Source organism: Lysinibacillus sp. JK80 (assembly GCF_027557635.1).
In the GTDB taxonomy this organism is placed as follows: Bacteria; Bacillota; Bacilli; order Bacillales_A; family Planococcaceae; genus Lysinibacillus; species Lysinibacillus capsici.
The window spans coordinates 183,098-207,527 of sequence record NZ_CP058997.1 but is presented as its reverse complement, the minus strand read 5'-3'; the positions used below and the strand labels follow the sequence as shown (position 1 = coordinate 207,527).

Sequence of the window (24,430 nt, the reverse complement as noted above, 5' to 3'; positions counted from 1 at the left end):
TTCAGCCAATCCTCTATTATTTAATGTTACTACTTTACCTGTTGCAGGATCGATTGTATATGAAATAAAACTCATTAGGATTGATTCTACCGAGACTAATATCTTTGGCAACCTCAAGTATTGGCCTACCAACAATTGGTCATTAGCTTGGGCTTATTTAACAAAAAAATTTTTTACGCTTTTTGTAGGTTTCCTTAACTACAAGATAAACGGAGTTGCATTTTCGACTTTTTGTAATTTAACCTCTTATATCCTTAAAGTTAAATTAGTTATCTTAGTGTAAAAACAATCAAAGCCATTGAAATTTTATCGTAGTAAAATTTCAACGGCTAATTAGCTTTCAGAAGATAGTTTCTTCATAACTTCCTATAATTACCTAGCTATGAAGTTAAATTATTATAAATTTGTATCAAACTTCCCAATATAATGTAATTCATTATAAAGTTTATTTTTATCAGTTACTTCTATCTCTGGATCCATGTAATAAAACATTGCATTAACATTTTCTAACCCTTTTTTAATACAAATATTCTGAATTTCTTCCATTGTATCCTGTGATACCGATAACTCTTCCAACAATACCCTAACATTCACCATGCTATCTTCCTTATAAACTCCAATACAATCCTCATCATACCATTTTTCGTTTATATCCAGACAGAATTGGCATACTTTGTAAAGAGGATCATCAATATCCATATCTGGATCGTCATAGTCTAATTCAAAGTAACTTTCAAAAGTCTCATCATCACTATTATTGATTCCTACCCAAACATGCACTTTAGACATATCCATTTTTATTTACAACTCACTTTCATATATTTTCTATGGTACTGCCCTATTATTAATCTTGCTTCTCTCTTTGTGTTTGCTCCCTGTAAAGCATTTGATAGGTGTATATGGAAGTTACTACTTGCTTTACTAGACTGATTACCTATTCTTTTCTTACCTGTTGAATGCGGACCTGTGTGTAAGTTACCATCTTTATCAGGTACATCGACAAATATAAATTTATCTTTATCAATTGCCATCTTTTTTAGTTCTTCTGCTTTAAAACCTAATTCTCTTGCTTTAGCTGCATCTGATACTGGAAACAGTTCATGTTTACCACCGCCATTTCTCAGCTGTTTTTTAACAGCTCCTATGTTAGCAGAAACTTCTTCTGGTGTAGCATTATTAAACCATTTATCAAATCCTCCATTTTTCCAAGGTGCCATTCCAAAGACATCGAACCAAGTATTCGGATCTTTTACATATCCGTACAAAGATGGATTCCCACCCACGAGTCCAATCGGGTCAATTTGAGTATAATTCCCTTGTTCTGGGTCGTAGTATCGGAATCGGTTATAATACAATCCAATTTCTACATCATCATACTGCCCTTGATATCTAAATGGAATAAAGTCTTTCTCACCTGTAACTTCTTTCACTCGTCCATAAACATCAAGTTCAGCTGTCCAAACCCTATTCCCTTTTTCATCATAGGCTTCAACAGGCGTTCCAAGATAATCACTAATAATGCTATAATGACCTTCACTCGTAATCTTTGCAGAAGGGACGAAGCCGTCATTGAACACCCATGTAACAAGATCATCTGCTATAGCGGTATCAGTCTGTGAAGAATTCAGATTGTCTAAAGTATCTGCAACATTCTCCGTGGAATACTCATGCAGAATCGTATTGCCATCCCATACAAAATGCGTTGCCTTATCCTCAGAACGCTTCTCTATTCGCCTACCTAATGAATCATACTTGAAAGTAACTTCCGTATGATCTGGCTTAATGACCTTCGACATCATGCCACTGCCATAATACTCGTACTTCCACGTATCTCCATTCTTTTCGACTTTCTCTACGAGATTTCCTTCTTCATCATAAGAGAATTGGGCATCTTTTGTTTCAAGTAATCTACTGCCAGCACCATAAATACGATCTGATTTGTCTTTTGTTTCATATAGATTGCCGACATCATCGACGCTACGGTATAAGAAATCAAATTTACTGTCTTGATTGGCCCAGACGAGGTTACTGAATTCGTCGTATCCATACGTTACTTTTACACCAGTTAGCTCATTGACCATGCTGCGTAATTGGTGATTCACATCCCAATTATACACGCGTCTTCGCGTATTTCGGCTTTGACTACTTACGCGATGGTGTGTCGGTCTACCTGTGATATCATATTGCCATTTACTGATGACATCCCCTGGTAGGATTCGCTCAATCTCTTGCCCAAGCTCATTGTACTGCATCGAGGCTGTCCACTGGCCTTGCTCGGAGCGAGAGGCAGTCATTTGTAAGATATTGCCCAGCTCATTACGCATGACATCGATTTTGGCACCGAGGCTGCTTGTTATTTGGGAGCGATTGCCTAACTCGTCATAGCTACTGGCAATCCACTGATCATTTGCCACTCCTTGATGACTTGGCCGGATGGGTCTCGTTCTAGTTTGACGGTTACATGCTCGTTTTTAGATTTCATTAATGCGCTGTTTTTTTATAGGAAAATGTCTCCCAGGCTTTGATGGTTTTAACAAAAGTATAGTCTTATTGAATTTTCACACTTAAAAACCAACATTTTTTACAAAATAAAAATGAAAGATAGTAAAATAAATACACAAAAAAAACATATATAAAGGAAGACTACAACGTCTTCTTTACATATGTTTTTAATTTCTTTATTCGGTCAAATAAAATTCTATTTAGGTTCTTGCCAAAATGTTAAGCTAAAATATCTTTATTTATCAAGGTCTACTGACCAATCAATCTCTTCATTAAACCAATTACACAATTTTGTTGAACCATTATCCATTTTCAATGGAATCTCTCTTGCCCACATTTTAATGTCACTTATGAACATCTCTTTTTCAAGCCCTTCAAAGTTATGTTTTTCTAACGCAGTGTTTAGAAACTCTAAAAATAGATTCCCCAAATAATACCTTTGCTCTACTTTATACATTTTTTCATATTCATCTACCTTAACTGCAATATCGATTGTAAGATATTTATCTTTTTTAGTATATCTAATAAATGACTTTCTTCCATATGATTCAGGTAAGCATCTAAAGGCTATTCCAATCGAAACATCGACATCCTTATAATTTGAATTTATATTAGACTCCAATGCGTTTCTTAATTCACTAGCTAATTCACCAACTCTCGCACCTGCAGTATCTGAAACTATTGAAAAATTCATACAACACACTCCTTCTATAACTTATTTAGTGTCTACACTTATTACCTGGAGGTAAAAATCCTTTCCATTGTTCATAACCCCTGATTTTCATATTTTCATGATATTTTACAGTTCCATTTGATACGTTTGAATGCAGAACTTTCATCTCAACACCCTTACTATTAAGATATTTTTGGGTATATTTTGATGAAGCATTTTTTGAAGTTCCGATCTTCCAAAGTTCTCCTTCCTTTAAAAACATTTGACCAACCGGATTTTTCTTACCCCATTCCATTACATCGTACCAACCATCCTGCTTTGCAATTAATGCATATAGTTCATCTAGACCAAACGGGTCTATTTTGAAATTTGTATTATTCACATAACCATAAAGAGTTGGATTCCCACCAGCAAGCCCAATCGGGACAATTTGAGTATAATTCCCTTGCTCTGGGTCATAGTATCGGAATCGGTTATAATACAATCCAATTTCTACATCATCATACTGACCTTGATAACGGAATGGAATGAATTCTTTCTCACCAGTAAATTCTTTCACTCGGCCATAAATATCAAGTTCAGCTGACCAAACTCTATTACCCTGCTCATCATTAGCTCCAACAGGTGTTCGTAGTTTTTTTGTGAAATTTTGCTTTTTAATGTTTCAGTGTTGACTATATTTAATGGAAACTGATGAGAGTCCTTGCACTATAATAAAAGAGTAGCAATAATCCAAATTCTAAGGATTTATGCTACTCTCTTTTAATTAGGTTCGAAATATATTCAAGATACTTTTTGGTCAAATGCTCAATCTTCTAACCTTCTGAAGGAGTGTAGCTTCAAATCATAAAGAATATTGCCTCTCTCGTTTCAAACAATTTCTAATCTTCTTTTGTCTTTATTTAATGCCCTTTTTATCTTTTTACTAATCCTGTTGGAAGTACTCAGAATCTTCCATGATCTTGGATAAAAATTCTTCAAGAGAGCTGGCAATCTTCTTTTGGTTTTCATAAATAGGACTTTATTCACTATCTGTTAATTCTATTGAAAAAGGCACAGACTCCCATCCATTAAAAAGATTAGTTTATTCTCTTCATCATAGGGTGGGTAAGCTTCAAAAAATCCTTGTCTTAATCGAAAGTCCCTTATTAATTCAGGACTTAACACACAATTTTCATCCAGTTCATCTTCCCCAACAAAAGACCCGTAACCGATCTCAGTCAAAAATAATTTAAGTTCTTTTGGGAAATCAATGCCTAGTTCTCCCTTCCACTTGTTCAATTCCATCACCTTTTATTCGTACAAACTGAAGATTAGGACTACTTTTAATAAATGAAAATTTCATTGATCATTCCCTCTTTCAAATAGATTATTATTTCATCTTCCTTATTCACCTTTTATTTACATCCATTTGGACCCTTATTTGTGATTTTTTTACCGAGAGGAAGAAGCCACCATATCTTACCTATATGATTAGATTATCTGGTATTAAAGACTATTTTTTTACCATTCTCGTTCTCTTAAAGCTTCTTCAATATCAATATCAATCTCAAAATATTGTAAAATTTCTTCTACTGTTGCTCCGATAGAATCCCGTGCAATAGTTTCAATTTCACTGTCATTTTCATAAAACTCATTCTGTAATTCATTGATAGCAATAGTCATTTCATCTAAGTTTTCCTGGACCTCTTCAATTGTATGAGTACTCTCTTCAATAAAATGGACAACCTTAATAATTATCAATTTAATTTTATCCACTAAAAATGTTGGAAAAAAAGAATCTTCATACATATCCAAAAGGTATTTGAATTCAGGATCTAGTTTCTTCACAATGTTTCCTCCTATAATATTTCTTTAATGTCGATACTTAGGTAATAATAAATTCCTTTCTTCTAAACTTTCTTGCATTTAGAACAAGTTTTTTTTGAATTCTTATTTAAATATGTTTTGAAAGTACAAGTTAATACTAATGCTCTTAACTGATAAAATTATATAACCCATTCACCTTCTCCTTATGTATAACTTCCAGCATATTAAACAATAACTTAACATTGTTACTTTTCTCTGTATCTGTCAAAATGCTATAAATATAGTTATGCACTGGACAGCAAAACTTTTGATCCTCAGAGACTACACAATAGCCTTTATTATCATTTTTCTCAATATGCCGCCATTTCCAACCATATTTTTGCTCTATAATATTTCCATATAAAGAACCAATTTCAAATGCTATCTCTTCTACTTCTTCCTCATTGATTTTATTATCTCTAAAGTAGGACAACTTTAATTTGATCTTGTCAAGTGAAATTAAATAATCATCAATATTATCTAATTCTAATTTCTCCTGACTTAAAGCAGATAGACGCTTAATTTCATCCATTTCTTCATTATTCAGTTTACGTACTTTTAATTTATCCTGAAAAATCACCCAATTTTCTTGCATGTATAGTTACCCCCTAAGAACTTCTCTAAATTTCGAAAAATTTTATTCATAAGTATCATCAAAAAAAGGAGTAGCAAAAAAATCCGATTTCTAAGATTCTTGCTACTCTCTAAAATTTTAAATTTCAATTTAACTGTCTTCATCAGGTGCAGTGTCAAATCTTAAATAATCATTAACTAGGTAAAGTCAAACTATCACTGGTGAAAATTGAAAATGGTTACTACTTAACAGTTTTTGTTTTTTTTAATTACTGTTTCTGAATAGTTATTGATACATTATTATGGTTTATACACACCAGCTTCATTTGAAGAAACAAAAGTAATACCTTTTAATTTAAGTTTTTCAACTTCTTTTTTGAACTCTTCTGAACAAAACAATACTTCGAAAAGTCTAATATTATTTATTTGAAATACTTCTGGAAGCATGGTTGTGCTTTTCAATTGTAAATCCCAAATTTTTTTTATACGTCCATTTTGCTTATAGAATTCTATATTAGAATTCTCCATATCTATGACGTCTTCTAACTTGTCATAAAATCGCAAAAAATAGTATTCTTTTGAAGATATACTTTCTTTATTCTTGTTCACCATAAATGATTTAGTGTATTGAAAATTACCTATTCCAAAATTCTTTAATAAATTTAGAAATTCTAATGATACAAAAAATCCACCATCCACACATCTAAAATCAAATTCATATCTTCTATCTTTTGAAACAAACCATATTTCCTTCGGCAACTCTGTCTTTGTATTTTTTGCGGCTCTCCATTCGCCATCATCAGAGTCTCTTGGTTCAAAAGGATTTTTATCAAAAAATTCAGTATGCATAATTCCCTCAAGTAAAGTCGGGCAGAATATAGCTTCTTTTTCAAAAATTGCAAATATATTTCCCATATTAAAATGTCTTTCCCTTCATTTATGATAATCTACCACATGGAGATTTAGTTATAATTTTTCCAGAAATTATTTTCTTTCTCAGACTTCTTTGTAGAGATTCAATATATTGTTTTGCTTGTTTTGCATCAATATCTTCATTTGTGTACATTCTTTTTATACTTTTTAACTTTTTTTCCACAATTTTCGTATAGCTACGATGTCTTGATCTATGGTACAGTTTTTGTCCATGAATATCTGCATTTGCACGACTATCCGACATTAATAATCCATTTGTGAAATGATCCCTCATTTCTCTAGGTAACCCAATACTATCTAAGAAGTTTGCATATTGATCCCACGTTAATTCAGGTATAAGATGATGTGCTTGTTTTCCATCACTCTTTATCCCGCCAAGTGATTTGTCTAGTGCTGTAGATCCTTTGCTTAATCCAAATATGTCAATCCACATATTTGGATTATTTACATATCCATATAGTGTTGGATTATTTCCCTCAAGTCCAATCGGGTCAATTTGAGTATAATTCCCTTGTTCTGGGTCATAGTATCGGAATCGGTTATTATACAATCCTATTTCCACATCTTCATACTGCCCCTGATAACGGAATGGAATAAAGTCTTTCTCACCTGTAAACTCTTTCACTCGTCCATAAACATCAAGTTCAGCTGTCCAAACTCTATTCCCTTTTTCATCATAGGCTTCAACAGGTGTTCCAAGATAATCACTAATAATACTATAATGACCTTCACTCGTAATCTTTGCAGAAGGGACGAAGCCATCATTGAACACCCATGTAACTAGATTATCTGCTATAGCAGTATCGGTTTGTGAAGAATTTAGATTGTCTAAAGTATCTGTAACATTCTGCGTGGAATACTCATGCAGAATCGTATTGCCATCCCATACAAAATGAGTTGTCCTATCCTCAGAACGCTTCTCTATCCGTCTACCTAGAGCATCATACTTGAAAGTAACTTCCGTATTATCTGGCTTAATGACCTTCGACATCATGCCATTGCCATAATACTCGTACTTCCACGTATCACCATTGTTTTCGACTTTCTCTATGAGATTTCCTTCTTCATCATAAGAGAATTTGGCATCTTTCGTTTCAAGTAATCTACTGCCAGGGCCGTAAACGCGATCTTTTTTGTCTTTTGTTTCATATAGATTGCCGACATCATCGACGCTACGGTATAAGAAATCAAATTTACTGTCTTGATTGGCCCAGACGAGGTTACTGAATTCGTCGTATCCGTACGTTACTTTTACACCAGTTAGCTCATTGACCATGCTGCGTAATTGGTGATTCACATCCCAATTATACACGCGTCTTCGCATATTTCGGCTTTGACTACTTACGCGATGGTGTGTCGGTCTACCTGTGATATCATATTGCCATTTACTGATGACATCCCCTGGTAGGATTCGCTCAATCTCTTGCCCGAGTTCATTGTACTGCATCGAGGCTGTCCACTGGCCTTGCTCGGAGCGAGAGGCAGTCATTTGTAAGATATTGCCCAGCTCATTACGCATGACATCGATTTTGGCACCGAGGCTGCTTGTTATTTGGGAGCGATTGCCTAACTCGTCATAGCTACTGGCAATCCACTGGTTATTTTGCCACTCCTTGATGACTTGGCCGGACAGGTCTCGTTCTAGCTTGACGGTTACATGCTCGTTTTCCGTTTCCCGTAGCGAACCGTTTTTGTCATAGGCAAACGTTTCCCATGTGCCATCATAGTAGTCTGATCGAATGACATTCCCTAGATCATCATGCTGATACGCTGTCCAACGATTGCCTGGACGTTGGATGCGCTGAACCAATCCTGCTGGACTTCGCTCATACGTTTTTTCCATATCATCAAAGCCGATTTCCTTGATGATATGGCCTTTCGTATCACGTTCAAACGTATACGCTTCGCCTCTTTCATTGATTACAGCGGTTAATTGCTCCTCTGTATCATAGGTGAATTGTACTTTCTTACCACCTTGTTTTCGAGACGTTAGGCTACCAAGAATCGTGTAATCAAAGGCAACTTGCGTATGGTTATCCTTCGCAAAAATAATATCTTCATAGGCATTGTACTGTAATTGCACATCGTTACCATCTGAAAGATTGGCGCGAACAAGACGATTCAAGTGATCGTAACGAAATTTCTCTGTCGCCCCTAATGGATTAGTTGTACTAATGCAGTTACCTCGGCGGTCATATGTCCAAGTGGAGCTTGTTCCGTCTGGTAATGTCACTTGGCTCAAGTTCAAATCTGCATCATACGCTAAGCTTACCATATGACCTTGCGCATTTGTCACTGTTTCAATTAAACGATGCTCATTATAGGAAAATTCAGTCTTTGTACCGTCTTCTAACATAGTTGCCTGCAATGTACCGTCTTCATTATAGATCCACTGACGACTTCCGCCCTCTGCGTTAACTGCTTGAATGAGCCTATCCTTAGTATCATACTGTGAGGATAATGTACTACCATCTGCAAGAGTGATGGTTACCGGATTTGCCCATTCATCATAGCTGAATGTTGTTGTGCGGCCATCTTCATCTACTTCTTGGAGTAATTCAAAGTCCTCATTATATTCATAGCTGACTTTACTGCCATCTGGATAGACAATTTTCGTACACAAGTTATCTTCATTAAAATAGTAATAGCTTGTATGTCCTAAACTATTAGTGATTTCATTATAGCCGTCGAAATAGGCAAGCTCACCTGCTAGAACATTGCCATCTCCCCATGTTTTAATTACTCGTGCTCCTGTTGTTGGACCATCGTAGCGCCAGAAGAAGCTATTTTTATTGCGGTCTATTTTTTGCATCATTAAGTGATTCACATAGGTTATATGCGTGCTCTGACCTAATGCATCTTGAATTTCGATTAGATCCTGAACATCATTATAAACATAGCGCACCAATACTTCACGATTGTTCTGATTACGTAAGGCAACTTCTGTCATTCTTCCTGCCTCATTGGTCGTAACATCTAGAATTCTGCCAACGCTATCTGTTACTTGAGATAGGAAACCTTTATTGTTATAAGCAAATTGAAGATTGTGCTCTTGCTCATTATTTACTTCTTTTAATCGGTATGTTGTCGTTGTTATTTGTTCAAATGCATAAATTAATCGTGTATCATGCTCAAACAAATGATACTCTTCCCCTGTATTTATCAGGGTCATTCTCTCTTTTTTATTAAAATACGGTAAATTTATTGGTAAAATTGGAAACCCAACTGCACGACCATCTGTTACTACAATCCCAATCAGGTCTTCTTCCTCAAATATCTCTAAGGCAAGATCGTAGATAAAGTGCATACCATGACCTGACAAGCCAACCCTGCTACTATCACTGTACCAAGCTCGTTCCCATGAAAGAGGGATTGGTCCAGGTAGCTCAAAGTCTACACCTTCATATATCATTCGTCCTGTAATTAAATCAACAGGTTCAAAGCCTTTTTTACAGAATTTATCACTTAACCCTTTTGTACAATTAAATTTCTTTAATACCCCATGGTTAAATTTCGTTAGCTCTGTTTTGGCCATTGCTTTCATACCGTCTACTGCCTTCGAAACAGCTAGCACTTCGTCCATCGAGGCGATGACTTTATCTGCTGCTGTCTTGACGCTCTTTGAGCCTTTGTTGGCTACCGCTGATACGGTATCTAGCGTCTTGGATACTTTTGTGTAAGCTGCTTTCAGTCCTTTTACTGCTTTTGAGGCATCAACTGCCTTATCCGCAGCCTTTGCCGTTTTACTCGCCGCCTCTGCCACTTTGGCCGCTTTCTTGGCCTTATATGCTGTTTTTGCTGCATCACCAACTATTGGAACTGCACCCACTAAGTTCATGGCTGCTCCCATATAGTCTCCCCTCGCTAAACTAATACCTGCATTCGCAATATCTGCAATTGTCCCTATACCAGGAATGAATCCGGCTACATCCAATGCCAAACTTACACCATCTAATAAACTACTAAAAAAGCCTTTTTTCTCTTTTTTCACCTCTGCCTTTTGGGGGAAAATGACGTCAACTTTCGACGTAGCTTCGATTGCTTCTTCATTTAACTTCGGTGGTTGGCTTTTCTTCTCCGTACCTTCCTGATCAATAAGTGTACTGATTAACTGTGTGTCAGCGGCAAGGATTACATGACTTTGCTCCTTTGCTGAAATGGCAATCCACTCTTCCGCCTCTACAGATAGCTCTTTCATCCCGCTAATGTCAAGTGTTTCATCCGCTGCAAGCATGATGGTACTGTTACTAAGAAATGTTACACCTTCTCCATCATCCATCTTTAAGTCCAATACCCCATCTACTGCACTAAAGGTAATATCCCCAACACCTAATGTCACATCTTTCCCAGCATTGGTCGCTAATGATTTAACGGTCGTGTCCGCCATTTTCTTCGTCTGCTTTTGACCACCCTCAGGTGTGACTGGGTCTACCCGGACAGAGCTAATAACGATGGCCTCTTCTTCCACTGCACTCGGAAAATGTAATTGGGCACGTGCTCCTATTTGAGGCATTAAATACATAACCCCATTCGCATCGGCAGAATAAGCAAACCAATGGGCCTTTGCTTTATCCTGTTTTTTATCGATATCCAAATGAATTTTCACTGTGTTCTGTGTGACATCGATGATCTTTCCTGTAAAAGCTGCCCCAATAAGATCTAAATTGCGTACCAATCGCTGGCGAATACTTTTCTCTGGTTGGGCGGAATATTGAAACTTTAAGACACCACCCTCAAGACAGACTTCCCGAGCCGTAATAACATAGGATCTTCCTTTTAATTGGACTGAAGTGCCCAGCTCATAGGCCTCTGTGCTTTCAAACTCACAAAAAGTATAATCGATTTCGCTTACATCAGTGCCATCGTTTTCAGTAATTAGCCGATACGTATCGATATCCATACGTAATGTGGAAGGTAAATGGTCGATTGATATGCTTTTCCTACTTTGCGGTGTACCAAACCAAAATCGCGGACCTTTTCCTTTTAAATCTGGGAAAACAACCGCATGTAGATTTGAGGCCATTCTTTTAATAAATGCCCAATCTGTTTCTAAGTATTGAATGGAAATATGACCAATGGCTTGGCTATTAGAAGCATGGTCGATGTAATCACCATGAGGATAGGCTCCCACAATATGATTCATTAACTCTACATACGTCATAGTCGCATCTTGGAAAGAACGGGAGCGTTTCTCAATATCCATGTTTGCTGTAAACGATACCGCTTCAACTAAGACATAATGCACCCCTTGAACAGCCTGTAACTCTGCATTTTCGATTCGTCCTGAAAACAAAATACCTTGCTCTCGTCCAAATTTCACAACCACTTCATCAGTATGACTGACCCTTTGAATATACTTTTGTGCTTGCTCTTCAGCAATCATTCCTGTAAAGTACAATCTCGCATGGTCATTGCCTTTATGTTTAATGGTTAGTTTATCTAAATGAATAAGAGGATAAGGCCATTCAAGCACAAGATCCTCATACGTACTAATCATGTGGACTTCCTTTTTTTCTAGCGTTGTCATTGCTTACCTCCTTTCAAGCAATTTATTTTTTTAAAAACCTTGTTTTGGAATTTCTAAATCCTCTTGCCCATCATGAACTATATCGATTTTGCCTCCGCCTGCAGAGCATTGCGTATGACAACGGTTTAATAATGCTTGCTTCCCCTCGATATTGACATTTTCCATCCCTTCCATCCAGTCGATGGAACATGCTGGCGTACACGGCTTTTTTAATTTCAAGCAAACACCAAAGGTTGGGATATTTTCAGGGTTTCGATCGCCTACATTCATAACGGCTTTGCCTTTTATATAAACGCCATGATCCTGTGGTAAATTTAAATAATTCAGATGGCTACCATGCTCACAGGAAATGATTGCTCCATGTACCACATAACTAAATTGCTCTTGTCCCGAACCCTCTGTCTCCAAATTTTCTACAACTTGAGCCATTTGCTATCCTTCCCTTCGGATTATTTGTGAACAATTTCGCGTTAACACTGTAGCAACAGTGTTTCATTATAATTTTTTAGAATGGTTTATCGTCTCTCTAGCTTTACACGCTGTAGCTGAATTCCAAGAAATGGTCGTCTTAAGAGACTTTCTGCCACATCTAAATTAACGATGGTAAAAGATTCCCTTTTGCTATCGACCTGAAAAATACAATCCAATTCCACTTTTTTGGGGTTAATCACAAGCTCCTTTATGCGTCCGTCTGGATAATACGTCGTTTCATGGGAAATACAATGCTTTTTCACAATGTCTAATAGCCAATAGATGCGCTGTGTCCCTTTCTTAACATCCGTAAAAACAATGGCTGTAAATCCCAAATTATCCTCGTATTTTACTAATAACTTTTTTAATTGTTCAGACACGATTCTCCGAGGCTTTTCTAAATAATCCAAATAGAGTGCATTCTCTTTTTCTATCACTTCTCCAAAAACAGACGAACAGACAAAATCATCATCGAGGTCTGTCTTCAAAGGAATAATTGGATTGGTAATACTTTGATCTTGCCGCAGAATAAAATACTCCATCTTTTCCTCCTGTAACCACTATTGCTTTCCCTCATCACTTTTGCACAAAGTTAATGAATCCAATGAATGTCTTTTATCTGTTCTGGGCTGAATAGATACTTTTCTTGATCGCGTTTAAAGAAGGTTGCACCTTTTAGATTGGCACCTGTAAAATTAGCACCTGCCATCTGCGCAAACTCAAATCTTGCATTTTCTAAATTTGCATTACTGAAATCTGTGCCAAGATAGCTCGCAACTTCATAATTGGAAAGCCTTAGCGTTTGTCCCTGCGCATGAATAAAATTCGCACCTGCTAAATTAGCCTGTCGAAAATCAGCATCTTGAATGGCTGCATATGAAAAATCAGCATTGGCTAATCTACACTGTTGAAAACTAGTACCGATGCATACACTGTGTTTCCATGAGGAGCCTTCTAAATTACTCTCTTTGAAATTCGCATAGGAGAAGTCCATCTGATTGAAATCTTTCTGCTGTAAGGGAAGGTTCGAGAAGTTTTCAAACGTATACGATTGGTCAGTCTCTTTTTTCTCTAACCATAAGAGAAGGTTCTTCTCCTCACGTTCCCGTTCGTCGATGATTGCAACATCTTCACTGAACCCTTTATATTCACCGACACGAAAACGTAAGCACGCTGTTCGTTGAAAATTGATTTTTGGTACGCATTCTTTTTGATAGCGAAAGAGATAGCGTATCAATTGAATGATAAAGTGATGAAATAGGATAACTGTCTGCTGAATAATGACTCGAACGTCCGCTGCTTGAATGCTGATATAGGGTTTTCTTTCTTTTTCAAGTATTGTTTGTAACTCTGTAATTGCCTCACTTAGCCAATCCGCTTCATACTGTGCCGTGCATTCTGTCCATTCGTAATACCAAGCTTCTCCATAGGCTTCTAGCAAATACGTAAACTTGTTTTCTAGCAAAGACGTTCTTAGCAATGAAAAATGAATAAAAGCAACAGATGCTAATCTTCCCTGCCCTTGCTGCTCTCTAATATTCGCAAACAGTTGTTCAAGTGAGTGAATGATTGGCTGTAGCAAAAGTTCCTTGTTTTGGCGAAACTGTCGAACAACTTTCTCTTGCAATCGGCTGACATGAACTGACACGCATTCATCCATAAAATGCTGTAATGCTTCTTCTCGTTTCATGCATCCACTTCCTCACTAATTTGCTCGTACTTCCGTTCCCTTAATTTCCATTTTGTCTTCCATCTTGATGGAATTATCTTTACACGTCATCTCAATTTTCTCATTTGCATTAATCATAATTTGCTTCGCATTGATGACGACTTTATCTGTTGCTTTTAAGTTAATATTTTTATCACTTATAATGGAAATACCATTATCATCCATAAGTGAAATCATTAATCCCCCACCAGAAATGACAATCCGATCAGGAGCTAGTAGAATTTGTTTCCCATGCTTCGTTCTCAGTGTTTTCACATCTGGATCAGCCATTCGCATCGGATCTTGGCGACTATCTTCTGGAGGTGCAGCACCTGATTGTCCACCGCCATCTTGACTAGTTGGATTCGTTGCTGCTAACATTGCTCCAGATTGGGGAGGTGCTTTTGATACGGAGCTAATGGCAATCCCTTCATCCTCACGATTGCTTGGGAAATAAATTCTAACGTTGTCAGATAGCTCAGGCATAAAATACCATCCTGTATTATCTTCCGACGCATAGATTGTTGAATATGGAAACCAATAGGCCGTGTCCTTTTCTTGCCCCTCATCAAAATTGACATGAATACGAATTTTGTCCCCAGCCACATCAATTACTTTTCCTTGAATAGAGGCACCAATAATAGCTTGATTGTAAGTCGTGTGAACACTAAAGCCATTTTGTGGTGTTAACGTATAGATATGCTTTAATAAACCATTTTTTAGCTTTGAGATAATTTTATACACATACAATTTCATTGATTGGAAAGTAACTTCATTACCTATTTTGAATGATTGATTCGACTCCACCTCATAGTACATGTAGTCACTATCCGTAATGCTATCGAGATGATTTTTACTAGAGATCAAGAAGTTGCCGATTGCTTTTTTAACTCGGTAGTTAAGGGCATCCATTTTTGGTGTGTTGCCCGGTTGAAACGGTACACCGAAGTAGAACTTTGCCGCCCCATGAATGGTATCTGGCACCAAGCCTGTATGAAATCTCGATGCCATTCGCTTAAGAAATTCCCAATCGGTCTCTAAATATTGCATCGTGAAGCTACCAAGACTAGCCCCCTTTGTGACATGGTCCATAAAGTCCGCGCCTGGTTGATCGGCAATACATACATTGATTAATTCACTATAGGGCATGCTTGCATTTTGATATGTTTGATTTTTCTTCTTCACATCTAACTTATACGTATGTGAAACGGCTTTAACCTCCAAATAATACGTACCCATAACCATTTTCACTTGCACATCCAACGCAAGCCCATTAAATATAGGTGTGGATTGTCCATTGCTACTAATTTGTAATACTTCAATGGCCGTTTCTGCATCTGTCATATAGACGTAGGAATCTTCAAGTTCATCTGGAATCACGCCTGTTAAACGCAATGTTGCATGCTCGTTCATTTGTTGTGTAATTTCAATTTCACTAACGCGGATATTATAGGGCATCACAACCATATCTTTATACGTTAAAGCTGTTTCCTTATTTACTCGCTCCATCAAACAACACCTTCTCCATCTAATGATTTGTTTTCGATTGAGATTGATTCCATCATGCCGTATGCAATGGGTTGCCAAATAGGCATTTCTGATTTCAAGCAATTCACCGAGCCTGTTGCTACATTATCGCCTACCATAAACAAAAACATTAAATTGTAAATTTTAGAATCTAGAGCCTTCGTAATGAAATCAAAATAGCCGATTTGACGACCATCCACTTCTTTTATGCCAATATCTAACATATCAGCATCTGGCTGTAATTTTCGAAGGATATTCATCATCGTATGTGTGAAATCTTCTAATTCCTCTTCTTGAATCTGTTGCTCCATCATTTTCATCGTGATGTTAATAGATGTACTTTCACTTGTGTAGATATAATCGGGTCTACGGCTTGATGGATATTTAATATCCATTAATTCAGGTTCCATCTCTTCAAAAGCTGTAGGAATAAACATCCGAATATGGTCCTCATAAAAACTACTCTCTGCAAATTCAATCATTTCATCTTCAATCGTTAGCTGGCCTTCTTTAATGGCTTGAATGATGTCAGTATGTAACAATTGGTTTTCGATGTTCTCCCGTCGTTTCTTCTGCCTTGCATGCTTTGTCATCTCAATGACTTCTTCATCCATGAAATTCATTTTATTTCCCCACCTTTGTTATTCGTATCTCCTTTTCTTCCCCTAACGAACCAGCCTCTTAATCCACTAGTAGACTACTAATCAACTATCATGCGCTTTGGTCGCCCTTGACCAATCCCTTTCATACGACCACCGCCCTTAGATTCCAACAAAATACGATTTAAATATTTATGAATTTGGCTATTAGATAAAGTTTGATAGTCCATCTCTAGCCGGTTGCAAATATAGAAATCAATTACATCTCTTTGCACTCTCTCATGATTTAAGCACTCTAAGGCAAAGGCAATATCATACGGATTAGTGGGTCGATTTTTTAAAAGCTCTCGCGAAAAGTATTGCAAAATGAGTGGATGGTAGGTGCTTTTTTCTAGCCCTGCATACTGACAATGAAGATAATTAACGGTATTATATTCTGTCGCAAAGTCGAAAAAATCGGTATGCTGTGAGCGTAATCTGGCACCTAATTTTAATTTAAAGCGCGCTAATTCTAGTTCATTATGAGCAAGCTCTAACGAATCGTCTAAGACAATCTCTGTTCTGTAATTGCTAAAATCTAAGTCATTTGCTTCTTCAGCAAATCGTACTTTTAATATCGTTTCACTTCCTGTAGCTTCATAAGGAAGCTCATAGCTACTATCTAGCAAATAGAGCCTTCCTTTATGCTTAATTATGCCTTTTGTAATGATAAGACGTGTATCCGCTACAATAATATGGACACCAGCAATGATGCCGTTTGAATAATCTTGAAAATATAAATCTAAAAAATCTCTTGGGTAATCTCGCAAATTCTCCAGCATTTCTCGCTTTAAAATGCGACCTTTATGAAAATGTGGATATTGATTAGCAAACAAGCTGTCACCCACCTCTTTTCTTTTTTATCACGTGAGCTTGCTCTACTTTAATCCGTCAAAGAAATCTAGTTCCGATAAATCAGCTTCAAAGGCGAAGAATTCCTTCTTTCCAATAAACAGCTGTTCGTCTTTTCGTGCTACTGGCACCACATGAAAGCCCCAATGATCTTCGCCTGCAAAAACAAAGAATTTCACTTCGCCATTCATGATAGAATCCGTCTCGTCTTGTGGAATTTTATCGTAATAGTTTGCCGCAATATTTTCATAAAGAACAGGCTTAAAATTCTCAGGACGATTAAAGTAAGTGTATTTATAGGATGACTGATTGTCACTGCCAGTTAGGAAAAACTCCACCTCTGTTACACCCCATGGACGGGAAATAGTACCATGAATTTGGTTTAGCCTTTCTAAGCTACTAATAAGTAATTTTTCCTGGCGATTATGTGTAAAGGCACTTACAGCATAAGGTACAACAGGAGCATGATTTGTCACTTTTGTTTCAATCATGCCTATCTTTTTCGCATTTAAATAACGCAGTGCTCCTCTAAGGCAAGCAAGCTTTAATTCTGGCACTTTACCAATATTTTCAGCTTTTTGCCTAAATTCAATGCTTCGTCCGGGTACAAATTCTTTTAAGGCCTCACGAAATGCATCAATCTTACAGGACTGTCCAGTTAATTTAATAATAGAGTATTCGCCCAAAAGACCACTCTCATAAAATTCCTCTAAAAACTCACGCACAATATCATAAATATCAGCCTTGATAAGATGATTAATTTCTTTTATGTTGAAAAAGACATTTGGATAATCATAAACTTCCTTAAATTGATTGTTTTCAAGCAGAGATAGGCACCATCGATCTACTGCTGTCACATTTAAATCGCTATCGTGCTGCATATCACTGTCCGAATAAAAGCGGCTTCTTAAAATGCCTGTTTTACGGAAAAATTCTTTCTTCATTTCCTCTGCCATTTCCCATAAGAAATAATAATTATTTCGGACACGTAAGTATTCATCACGTGTGCGATTTTCATATTCCTTAAAGCGAGTTGGAATGATATACTCAGCATCCGAAAAGGCTTTTTCAAATTGTTTGTATACCTCGTCAACCCCATGATCGTCTACATATCGATAAATATCCTTGCCTGGAATATCGATGAGTGCATCAATATCATAAGCACTTTTTCCCCGACTATAGTAATTGGCAAAGACAATCTTCATAAATTGGAAAATACGATAGGTAATATTGTTGCCACCAAAATTGGTATCTCCATTTTCATAGGTTGTATGAATATCAATTTTGTATGAAATATGTCCATCCTCTATTCGAAACTTACAGGAGGAAAGATCGGTTGTTCCACCACCACAATCAATGACCAGTGCCTTATATTCTTTCCCATCCAAGAAGCTATTATTCTCTATTTGATTGGCGATTGTATTATAAAGAACCGCCATCCCTTCATCGAGAGCATGTTCTGTTTCGATGTTGTATTCAGGTAAAATTGTCTGAAACATATCTAAAAATTGATTTTTCAGCTTTACAGGACTGGAAATATGTAAATGCTTGAAGCGACATTTAAATTGATGTTCTGCCATTTGAATAATATAAAGCATAAACTCTCTTAATATCTGACTTCGCGGAACAAGTGCTGTATTTCCGTTCGCATCCATTATCTCTTCCAATTTGGCATAATTACTAACCCAGCGTTTAATGCCTTGGAATTTCGTTGCCAATGAAGTGTAGCTATTTTTTTCATCATTTTTAACGCTTCATAGCCATAGTAATAGCTCACTTGATCTTGATTTGAGCAATCTGCCACTGTCATGACTGTTGGCACTACTTCGATCCATTCATTTTGGTGAAGCGGATCTGGAAACTGGACAAAATTAATGCTATTTAGCTGAATTCTGTCATTTAATAGGTCATGGCTACAAGGAGAAGTGACATAATCACTTTCTAAGTAAACACCAGCCGTTGTATTGGTAGTTCCAAAATCAATGGCAAGAATCGCATCGGTTGTTTCCAGCTGTTTAATCTCTAAATCTGGTATTGGAACCTTATAGTAGTGAAGGTTTGTAGGCGGAAGTGGGGTCTCCTGATAGTAAGTCTTATAGATATACTCAGAATCTTGCTTTCTTAAAAATATAAAGCTGTAGTTTTTATTGTTAGTCTTTCGAATTTCTAGTGCCTCATCTGCCGCAAAATAGTACTTGTTTGGTTGCTGATCGTCTTTTATAACATGAAGGATGCCGCAAAGATCTAGCTGCTCATTGACTAGCAGTACATTGGATTCAACTAGAAATCCTCCTGTTTCTACGAAATACTGGTCTGGCTTATCAATTTTCATACCGCTATATAAGCTCATTTTGGCAGGAATCTTTATCTCACCATTGTCAGACAGTGGTGTTTTTAAATACTGCTGCACAGCCGCTTCTACTCTTTCGAATCCTCCATCCTTACTTTCTTTAATTAGAGGGTTTTCTTCAGCGCCACGATATCGTAAAATTTTGTCGATTAACTCGTCTCTGGTTAATGTATTAATAAGCCCTGTCACAAGTTTTTCCTTATAACAAATATTCCTCAGCTGGAAGGTTGTCATTTCCATTAATTCTACTCGTGTATAGGTCATAAACTTTTTTTCTGTATAACGCTTATTCGCATACAGCTTATATGAATATTTAGTCGTCATTACGAATCCCTCCTCTGCCCTGTTTAGTAAAGAGCTATTCGATCTAGCTTCATTGTTTCCTCTGCATCGATTATGCCGAAGTGATATTGCCAATAAACCTCTAAATGGAAGCTGATAGGCAAAAATATTTCCTGTATGAGCTGTACCTTTTGCTCATTCTGCTCTGTCTTCTTCTGACGTATATATAAAAGCAACTCATCTTGCTCCTCTGATTTTACATAGATGAAACAACCTTTAAAGAGCCTTTTTAGCGTATCCTTTAATAAGTAAATTTCATCCCCGGTCTGGTACAGTCTCAGCATGTTCAGGACCACGATTTCTTGTTCCTTTTTTGAAAACGAACAAATATTATGACGTACTACATTGCCAAATACATTGGCTTCGATATCTTTTAAAATAAAGCGAATAAAAAACTCTTTTTTATTCATCCCCTGCATACGATCAATGTCAGCTAAGAAATGCAGTACGATGTCAAAAAAATATTCCCTAAACGCTCTATCAGATGTATTATCCGGGTGAAAAAGATTGTTAAAAATATCAAAGTAGCGATAGTACGGATTTACTTCGACGTGCTGCTCAACCAACTGTGTATTTAAAAACTGTGGACTAAGCTCCATATAGGGCGAATATGTCTCGGCAAGGTGAAAATTTATATCCTTTTTAGAAAGTCCCTCATCCTCGGCTTTAATGAGCAAATCCCAAATATAATTCATAGCCACACACCTACACATTTATATTCAAAGAAATGTCGTTGTACTTCGGATACTAAAAAGCTCAAAATATCATTTGCTATAAAATCTTTTTTCGCTTTTGCCTTAAACTTTAGTAGCATCGTTTTTTTATGACTATTTTCTCCTATCATTTCTGTTAAGAAAGGGTTTGCTGAGTGTGTAAAACCTGCCCTTGAAAAAGAGTCCACTATATCTACATCTACTAGCTCAACGCTAACAGCTGCCTCGAAGGAATTAATCATCCTAGTAATCTCCCCCTTCGTTTTAACATTTGCAGTATACTTACTAGCAAATTTGTGCATAAAATGCTCTATTCGTCGATTGGAAACAAGCTCATAATGAAGCTTTCCAATTTTCTCATCTTCCATTTTTGCAATTTTGATTAACTGCCAAACCCCTGACTTGTCTTGTGGTGAAACAATGGTTAATTCATTATCTGAACGTTTAACGTAACGAACATTCTCTTCATCCGCTTCAACAAGATACCCATGCTCATTGCCGATTTTGCGGATTGAAAGGACATGCTCATAATTGATCTTATCGATAGCAGGAATGGGGAACCCCACATTCTTGACCTCATGTCGTTCAATATTCCATAGTGGAACCATGTCCAGTCTCTTTTTTGACTCGTATTCCTCTAAATCAACCATTATCTCAATGATTTCAGTATCTTCATTTAAAGGGGGACAATCTACTAAATTTACATCCAAAAATTTATAGGCGTATGGGTGATTAATGGTTTTCCACGGCAATCCATTAATTTGGAATATCGGATATAGCTTATCGATTTCTTGCAAATAGTCTGAATTTCTCGAAAGACTTACCTTTATCTCTACTTGTCCTTCTGTTGTGACGAGAGTTCCGTTAAAGCGCCGTTTCTCAACTAGTAACTGCTGAATTTGTATCGAGTCACACTCTAGAAATAAAGTACACAGGACGGCTTGTTCTTTGTTTTTTAACGATTCAAGTAATTTGGCTGTATCGATTACTTTCGTTTCTAAATCAGCTGGTCGCATCGGAAATAAACATTGATGAATCGGGTCAACATCCTCCTTTGAACTAAGCGTTACATAAATGTCAAACCTATTCTCAACATCTTCTATTTCGTTAAATACTCGCTCTTCAAGCTTTCTATTCATTTCATCCTGATAGTCAATTAAATTTACAAAAACGCCACTGACAATATCTTTTAGCAGTTGACGTTGCTCTAAATCCTCTATTTTGCGTAACCGTTCATACATGAGCTCTTTTATCACTTTACTTTCCCTCTTTCATCACTTCAGCATCAGATGACTCATTGGCAGCTGCCCCTTCTTCAAATGGTATTGCCGCTTCGTAAGATGGGTCTATATCAGTAGCCGGTGCCTGAGGAGGTGGATTTAATTTATCATTGGCGTTCATAACCTTTCGCTCAAGACCTAAAACCTTTGACAGTAGCTCTGTCTCCTGATAAATTTCCTGTGCAAGTGTGTAATATTCAATCGCTTTTCCGTACTCTTGACGTGCATAGCTCTGATCTCCACTTTTTTCTAAACCTTCTGCCTTCAATTCCTTCTGGGCCTTTTTCAATTCAGCAATTTTAGCCTCTGTCTCTTCGATTTTTGTCTTTATTTGAGGCTCACCAGTATAGGAGATGGTGAGGGCCTTTTTCCTTGCCTTTTCATATGTTTCAAGTGCCCCATTGTAATCTTCTGCTTCAAATCGAAAATCTCCATCCTTCACAGCTTCAGCAATTTGAACAATCGTATCCATATTCGCTATTCTTTGCTCAGTCGCTTCCTTTCCAAAGTTCTTAATGAGCTTTCCTTCTTTTTTAGCCTTTTCATATTGCTCAAGAGCATCTGTAAATTTTCCTTCTTCGGCTGATTTATCTCCATTTAAGATGAGATCTGTAATTCTTAACTTTTTAGCCAGTAAATTTCTATGTATTGGATCCTTCAATTTTTTGGCTGCATTTCTGCCCTCACTATATTCCAGAAGCGCTTTTTCATAATTTCCATCTTGAAAATAAAGATTTCCGCTCTTTTCATGGTCCTTCATTTCAACGGTTAATTCTGCCATTTTTTTGGCTTGCTTCGCTTGATAAAAAAGGGTACTGCCCCCAACGACTAAAGCTACGATTAATGCGGCAGCAATCATTTTAATGTACTTCATTTTTTTCTTATTTGTTTCCTGATAAACCTTATTAGCAAATACAGTGGCAATTGTATAATTATTTACAACCTTCCTTTGCCTACTTAAAAGCACCTCTTCTAATAAATCCGTGTATTGCTCAGGATCTTTCGTATCTTCCAGCGCGTCGGCCATTTCAATCTCATTGACATCCTCCCAAAAGCCCGCCGTGCAAAGCACTAACACATCGCCATCCAATAACTTCATTTTCTTAGAAACAAAGGGCTTAAAATCTTCAGGTTTACCAAGATAATTGAGGAGGTTGCTTCTTTCCTCGTGCTGGCTTATATCCAGCGAACGATTCCTGCTGTTAACGATCTCCTGCGCTAAGCTTTGATCAGTGGTTTTATATGATAAAGTACCATTACGAAAATGATACAGCCTCGAATTCCCCGCGACTGCAACAATCATTTTTGAGTAATCTGATACGACCATAACAATACTTGCCTTTAATCTCACCCTTAAGCTTTGAGCCTGAAGTATAGCTTGCGCATTTCTTAAATATTTTTTAATGCTTCTTCTAGACATGGATGGCTTTTCCATAAATTTTTCCAAAATTGCCTTCACAGCAAGTTCTGCGCTACTTATTTCCTGATCAGAATCCAACCCTTTTACAGCTACCCAGCAGGCTACATCGTCGAGCTCTGTATAGGCAAAGTAATCTTTGTTCTGCAAAAATGAACCAGCTTCGGATAGAAAACTAGTTTTAAAGTCGCTGTTTTCTTTTCTCATGATTACTCCTCCTTAACATGTAAAATGTTTACCATGTTTTTTCTAGAATAACGATGGTTGCATTATCTTGATTTTTTAAGCGTTTTTGTTCAACAGCTTTAATAATGTCTTGAGCAATATCATAGGGAGGAGTTTGCTGTGAGAGAATTTTTTCCATTTCAACCTCTGTTAATGTATCATAGACTCCATCGCTAAATAGACATACCTTGTCCCCTCTATTTAGCTGAATAGGGCTCTCCCCTATATCTAAATTTTTGAAGCCTTCATACCCTAAATAATTGATAAGTCTCTTTTTCAGAGGATTTTCTTGCACCTCAAGCTGAGTTATTTCACCAGATATATATCGCTCTGTTAACACTGATTCAAAAATATGCTTTTGGTTAACCGCTATAAATTCGCCATTTCTAAAAATTTTGATAACACTATCTCCTACAGCCCCCCAATGGAGTAAACCTTCATTGTCGATAATGGCCGTGACTAACGTAGTTCCTCCGTTCGAGCCATTTAAATTTTCTAAAATCATATGATTACTTGCCATCGCTGCATCCTTAAAAAAGTTAGGTAGATTTTTTAAGGTAGTAAGCCTTTTAAATTCTTCTATAAATGTCGTTACAGCGATAGTACTGGCCATACGACCATTAGCTAAACCACTTATACCATCTGCAAGCACTGCAATTGTGCCATGCATTGTTTCGGTTGTGGAGAAATAATCATCCTGTTCATCACGTCTTCCTATCGTTTGACCATTACCAATATAAATTTTCCCTTTATCCATTTTTTGAGCTAGAATACCTCTGATAATTAGCAAAACGATGAGGATAATGATGAAAATTAAGGCAATTATGTAAGGCACTAAATTTTGATCCATA

Annotated in this window: 20 protein-coding genes and 1 pseudogene; 1 reads left to right on the top strand and 20 read right to left on the bottom strand. The window is 36.9% G+C overall.

Going from position 1 to position 24,430, the window contains the following annotated elements:
- A partial coding sequence (locus tag HXV90_RS01085) for a hypothetical protein (protein ID WP_269898169.1) occupies window positions 1–283 on the top strand: 283 nt, incomplete at its 5' end.
- Window positions 284–396: 113 nt separating this feature from the next.
- Here the strand turns inward: HXV90_RS01085 and HXV90_RS01080 are convergent.
- The 20 genes and pseudogenes from HXV90_RS01080 to HXV90_RS00985 all read right to left on the bottom strand — a co-directional run bounded on the left by HXV90_RS01080 (window position 397) and on the right by HXV90_RS00985 (window position 24,429).
- Window positions 397–795, bottom strand: a complete 399-nt coding sequence (locus HXV90_RS01080; protein WP_269898168.1) for an immunity 22 family protein — start codon at window positions 793–795, stop codon at window positions 397–399.
- Between the two features lie 2 nt (window positions 796–797).
- Window positions 798–2,414 carry an RHS repeat domain-containing protein gene (locus tag HXV90_RS01075; protein WP_269898167.1) on the bottom strand — a complete coding sequence of 539 codons (1,617 nt, stop codon included), beginning with the start codon at window positions 2,412–2,414 and terminating at the stop codon, window positions 798–800.
- 323 nt (window positions 2,415–2,737) lie between these two features.
- Window positions 2,738–3,196 carry an Imm44 family immunity protein gene (locus HXV90_RS01070; RefSeq protein ID WP_269898166.1) on the bottom strand — a complete coding sequence of 153 codons (459 nt, stop codon included), beginning with the start codon at window positions 3,194–3,196 and terminating at the stop codon, window positions 2,738–2,740.
- 25 nt (window positions 3,197–3,221) lie between these two features.
- Window positions 3,222–3,734: an RHS repeat-associated core domain-containing protein gene (locus HXV90_RS01065; RefSeq protein WP_269898165.1), complete on the bottom strand. Its 513-nt coding sequence runs from the start codon at window positions 3,732–3,734 to the stop codon at window positions 3,222–3,224.
- 482 nt (window positions 3,735–4,216) lie between these two features.
- A complete protein-coding gene (locus tag HXV90_RS01060) occupies window positions 4,217–4,456 on the bottom strand; it encodes a hypothetical protein (protein ID WP_269898164.1) in 240 nt (79 codons plus the stop codon).
- A 222-nt stretch (window positions 4,457–4,678) separates the two neighbouring features.
- Window positions 4,679–4,966: a DUF5713 family protein gene (locus tag HXV90_RS01055; protein WP_269899008.1), complete on the bottom strand. Its 288-nt coding sequence runs from the start codon at window positions 4,964–4,966 to the stop codon at window positions 4,679–4,681.
- 184 nt (window positions 4,967–5,150) lie between these two features.
- Window positions 5,151–5,618 (bottom strand): hypothetical protein, encoded by a 468-nt coding sequence (locus HXV90_RS01050; protein WP_269898163.1) that lies wholly within the window; start codon window positions 5,616–5,618, stop codon window positions 5,151–5,153.
- 278 nt (window positions 5,619–5,896) lie between these two features.
- A complete protein-coding gene (locus HXV90_RS01045) occupies window positions 5,897–6,511 on the bottom strand; it encodes an Imm43 family immunity protein (RefSeq protein ID WP_269898162.1) in 615 nt (204 codons plus the stop codon).
- 22 nt (window positions 6,512–6,533) lie between these two features.
- Complete coding sequence (locus HXV90_RS01040; protein ID WP_269898161.1) at window positions 6,534–12,056, bottom strand: RHS repeat-associated core domain-containing protein; 5,523 nt, start codon at window positions 12,054–12,056, stop codon at window positions 6,534–6,536.
- Window positions 12,057–12,086: 30 nt separating this feature from the next.
- Complete coding sequence (locus tag HXV90_RS01035; RefSeq protein WP_036075055.1) at window positions 12,087–12,485, bottom strand: DUF4280 domain-containing protein; 399 nt, start codon at window positions 12,483–12,485, stop codon at window positions 12,087–12,089.
- An 86-nt stretch (window positions 12,486–12,571) separates the two neighbouring features.
- On the bottom strand, window positions 12,572–13,069 hold the full coding sequence (locus HXV90_RS01030) for a hypothetical protein (RefSeq protein ID WP_269898160.1): 498 nt from the start codon (window positions 13,067–13,069) through the stop codon (window positions 12,572–12,574).
- Window positions 13,070–13,119: 50 nt separating this feature from the next.
- A complete protein-coding gene (locus tag HXV90_RS01025; protein ID WP_269898159.1) occupies window positions 13,120–14,217 on the bottom strand; it encodes a pentapeptide repeat-containing protein in 1,098 nt (365 codons plus the stop codon).
- Window positions 14,218–14,232: 15 nt separating this feature from the next.
- Entirely contained in the window at window positions 14,233–15,744 is a 1,512-nt protein-coding gene (locus HXV90_RS01020; RefSeq protein WP_269898158.1) for a phage baseplate assembly protein V, read from the bottom strand.
- The gene (locus HXV90_RS01015; protein ID WP_269898157.1) at window positions 15,744–16,385 is read right to left on the bottom strand and encodes a hypothetical protein; all 642 of its coding nucleotides are present in this window, start codon (window positions 16,383–16,385) and stop codon (window positions 15,744–15,746) included. The genes HXV90_RS01020 and HXV90_RS01015 overlap by 1 nt, the downstream gene beginning before the upstream one ends.
- A 77-nt stretch (window positions 16,386–16,462) precedes the next feature.
- The gene (locus tag HXV90_RS01010) at window positions 16,463–17,236 is read right to left on the bottom strand and encodes a DNA and RNA helicase (protein ID WP_269898156.1); all 774 of its coding nucleotides are present in this window, start codon (window positions 17,234–17,236) and stop codon (window positions 16,463–16,465) included.
- Between the two features lie 42 nt (window positions 17,237–17,278).
- A pseudogene (locus HXV90_RS01005) lies at window positions 17,279–19,926 on the bottom strand (molecular chaperone).
- 23 nt (window positions 19,927–19,949) lie between these two features.
- On the bottom strand, window positions 19,950–20,645 hold the full coding sequence (locus HXV90_RS01000) for an iron-dependent peroxidase (RefSeq protein ID WP_269898155.1): 696 nt from the start codon (window positions 20,643–20,645) through the stop codon (window positions 19,950–19,952).
- The gene (locus HXV90_RS00995) at window positions 20,636–21,913 is read right to left on the bottom strand and encodes a normocyte-binding protein (RefSeq protein WP_333474114.1); all 1,278 of its coding nucleotides are present in this window, start codon (window positions 21,911–21,913) and stop codon (window positions 20,636–20,638) included. Before HXV90_RS00995 ends, HXV90_RS01000 begins: the two co-directional genes overlap by 10 nt.
- A gap of 1 nt (window position 21,914) precedes the next feature.
- Complete coding sequence (locus HXV90_RS00990) at window positions 21,915–23,561, bottom strand: serine/threonine protein phosphatase (RefSeq protein ID WP_269898154.1); 1,647 nt, start codon at window positions 23,559–23,561, stop codon at window positions 21,915–21,917.
- 28 nt (window positions 23,562–23,589) lie between these two features.
- On the bottom strand, window positions 23,590–24,429 hold the full coding sequence (locus HXV90_RS00985) for a PP2C family protein-serine/threonine phosphatase (protein ID WP_269898153.1): 840 nt from the start codon (window positions 24,427–24,429) through the stop codon (window positions 23,590–23,592).
- Between the last annotated feature and the right edge of the window lies 1 nt (window position 24,430).